This window comes from Achromobacter sp. RW408 (assembly GCF_003184165.1).
Lineage (GTDB): Bacteria > Pseudomonadota > Gammaproteobacteria > Burkholderiales > Burkholderiaceae_B > Achromobacter > Achromobacter xylosoxidans.
This window is the reverse complement of the sequence record NZ_QHHO01000049.1, coordinates 1,075,252-1,076,970: the sequence shown is the minus strand read 5'-3', so window position 1 is coordinate 1,076,970 and position 1,719 is coordinate 1,075,252. Positions and strand designations below refer to the sequence as shown.

Here is a 1,719-nt window from a genome sequence, read left to right as displayed (position 1 = left end):
GCCGCCGGCAGGCGGCAACGAGGATGACGAAGGGGCAGTCCGGAGCGAACGCTCCGGACCGCAATCGTAGCCCCGCGCCCCACCGGCCGCCGACGCCACGGGCGGCCAAAAGAACACCACACCCCCCACGACAGCGACAGCACCAAAGCCTCCCGTTAAACTCCCGAAAAAATCACAATCGATATCGGAGGACGGACATGCGCATTCTGCTGGTCGAGGACAACCTCGACCTGGGCGATGCCGTGGAGAGCAAACTGCGTTCGGCGGGCCATAGCGTACAGTGGGTGCGCGACGGCGTCGCCGCGCTGCGCTGGGGGCTGGACGAAACATGGGATGCGCTGGTGCTGGACATCAACCTGCCCGGCAAGGACGGCTTCAGCGTCATCCGCGAGTTGCGCGCCGCCGGGCTGGAAGCGCCCGTGCTGGTCATGACCGCCCGTTCCGAAATCGAAGACAAGATCGACATGCTCGACCTGGGCGCCGACGACTATCTCGTCAAGCCCTTCGACCTGCGCGAACTCGAAGCGCGGCTGCGCGCCCTGCTGCGGCGCCCGGCCGGGCAGACCAGCAGCGTCACCGCCTACGGCAACCTGAGCCTGGACCTGGCCAATCGCCACGTCACGCTGGCCGGCGCGCCGCTGGAACTGGGCCGGCGCGAGTTCCGGCTGCTGGAGATCCTGCTGGGCAAGCTGGGCCAGACCGTGGCCAAGGAACGGCTCATGAACCAGCTGTTCGACCTGGACGACGGTTCCCTCAACGCGCTGGAACTGCTGATCTCGCGCCTGCGCAAGAAACTGGCCGGCGCCTCCATCGATATCGTCACCGTGCGCGGCGTCGGCTACCAGGCCCGCAGCCATGACCCTGCCTGACAGCTTCTCGATCCGCCGCCGCGTCTTCACGCTGGGCGCGGCATTGCTCGCCTGCGCGCTGATCGGGCTGGTGTTCTTCCTGCGCGACTATGCCCAACGCGCCGCCGAACAGGCCTTCGACCGGCTGCTGGCGGCGTCGGCGCTGACGATTGCCGGTTCCGTGCAGATCGAGGACAACGGCGTCACGGTCGAACCGCCGGTATCGTCGCTGGCCATGCTGTCGGGCAGCGAACGGGTGTTCTACGAAGCCCGCGCGTCCAACGGCCGGCTCATCACCGGCTATGCCGACCTGGCGCCCGGCCTGCCGCTGGCGCAGTCGGCCACGCCGGTGTTTGCCTATCTGCGCTATCACGATGAGCCGGTGCGCGTGGCCACGGTGGGACGGCTGGTGTCGGCCAGCCAGCACGCCGGCTGGGTCACCGTGCGCGTGGCCGAGACACTGGGCTCGCGCGAGGAGCTGGCCGACGAGATCCTGGGCCGCAGCGTGCTGCCGCTGATCGTGGTGTCGCTGGTCGCGCTGGGCCTGCTGTGGTTCGGCGTGCAGCGCGCCTTCGCGCCGCTGGCCGTGGTCGAAAGCGAATTGCGGCACCGGGCGCCGGACGACCTGACGCCGCTGGTCACGCCGGTGCCGATCGAGGTACGGCGCCTGGTCGAGGCCCTGAACGCCTTCATGCAACGCCTGTCCGGCATCATGGACACTCTCAACACCCTGGTTGCCGATGCCGCGCACCAGGTGCGCACGCCGCTGGCCTCGCTGCGCGCCCAGGCCGAAGTGGCGCTGGACGAAACCGACCCCAAGCGCCTGCACGAGCGCCTGGGCCGCATCCACCAGAATGCCACCCACGCCAGC

Annotated in this window: 2 protein-coding genes; both read left to right on the top strand. The window is 69.0% G+C overall.

The genetic code is table 11. The annotated features are described in order from the left end of the window. Positions 1–197 precede the first annotated feature (197 nt). Entirely contained in the window at positions 198–869 is a 672-nt protein-coding gene (locus tag DK459_RS24420; RefSeq protein WP_006388597.1) for a response regulator transcription factor, read from the top strand. Then, positions 856–1,719 (top strand): sensor histidine kinase (locus DK459_RS24415; RefSeq protein WP_146221927.1); only part of this gene is annotated, 864 nt, incomplete at its 3' end. The genes DK459_RS24420 and DK459_RS24415, both read left to right, overlap by 14 nt.

What these genes read in the sequence shown, in the direction of transcription:
- DK459_RS24420 (WP_006388597.1), top strand. Translation starts at nt 198, where the DNA reads ATGCGCATTCTGCTGGTCGAGGACAACCTCGACCTGGGCGATGCCGTG.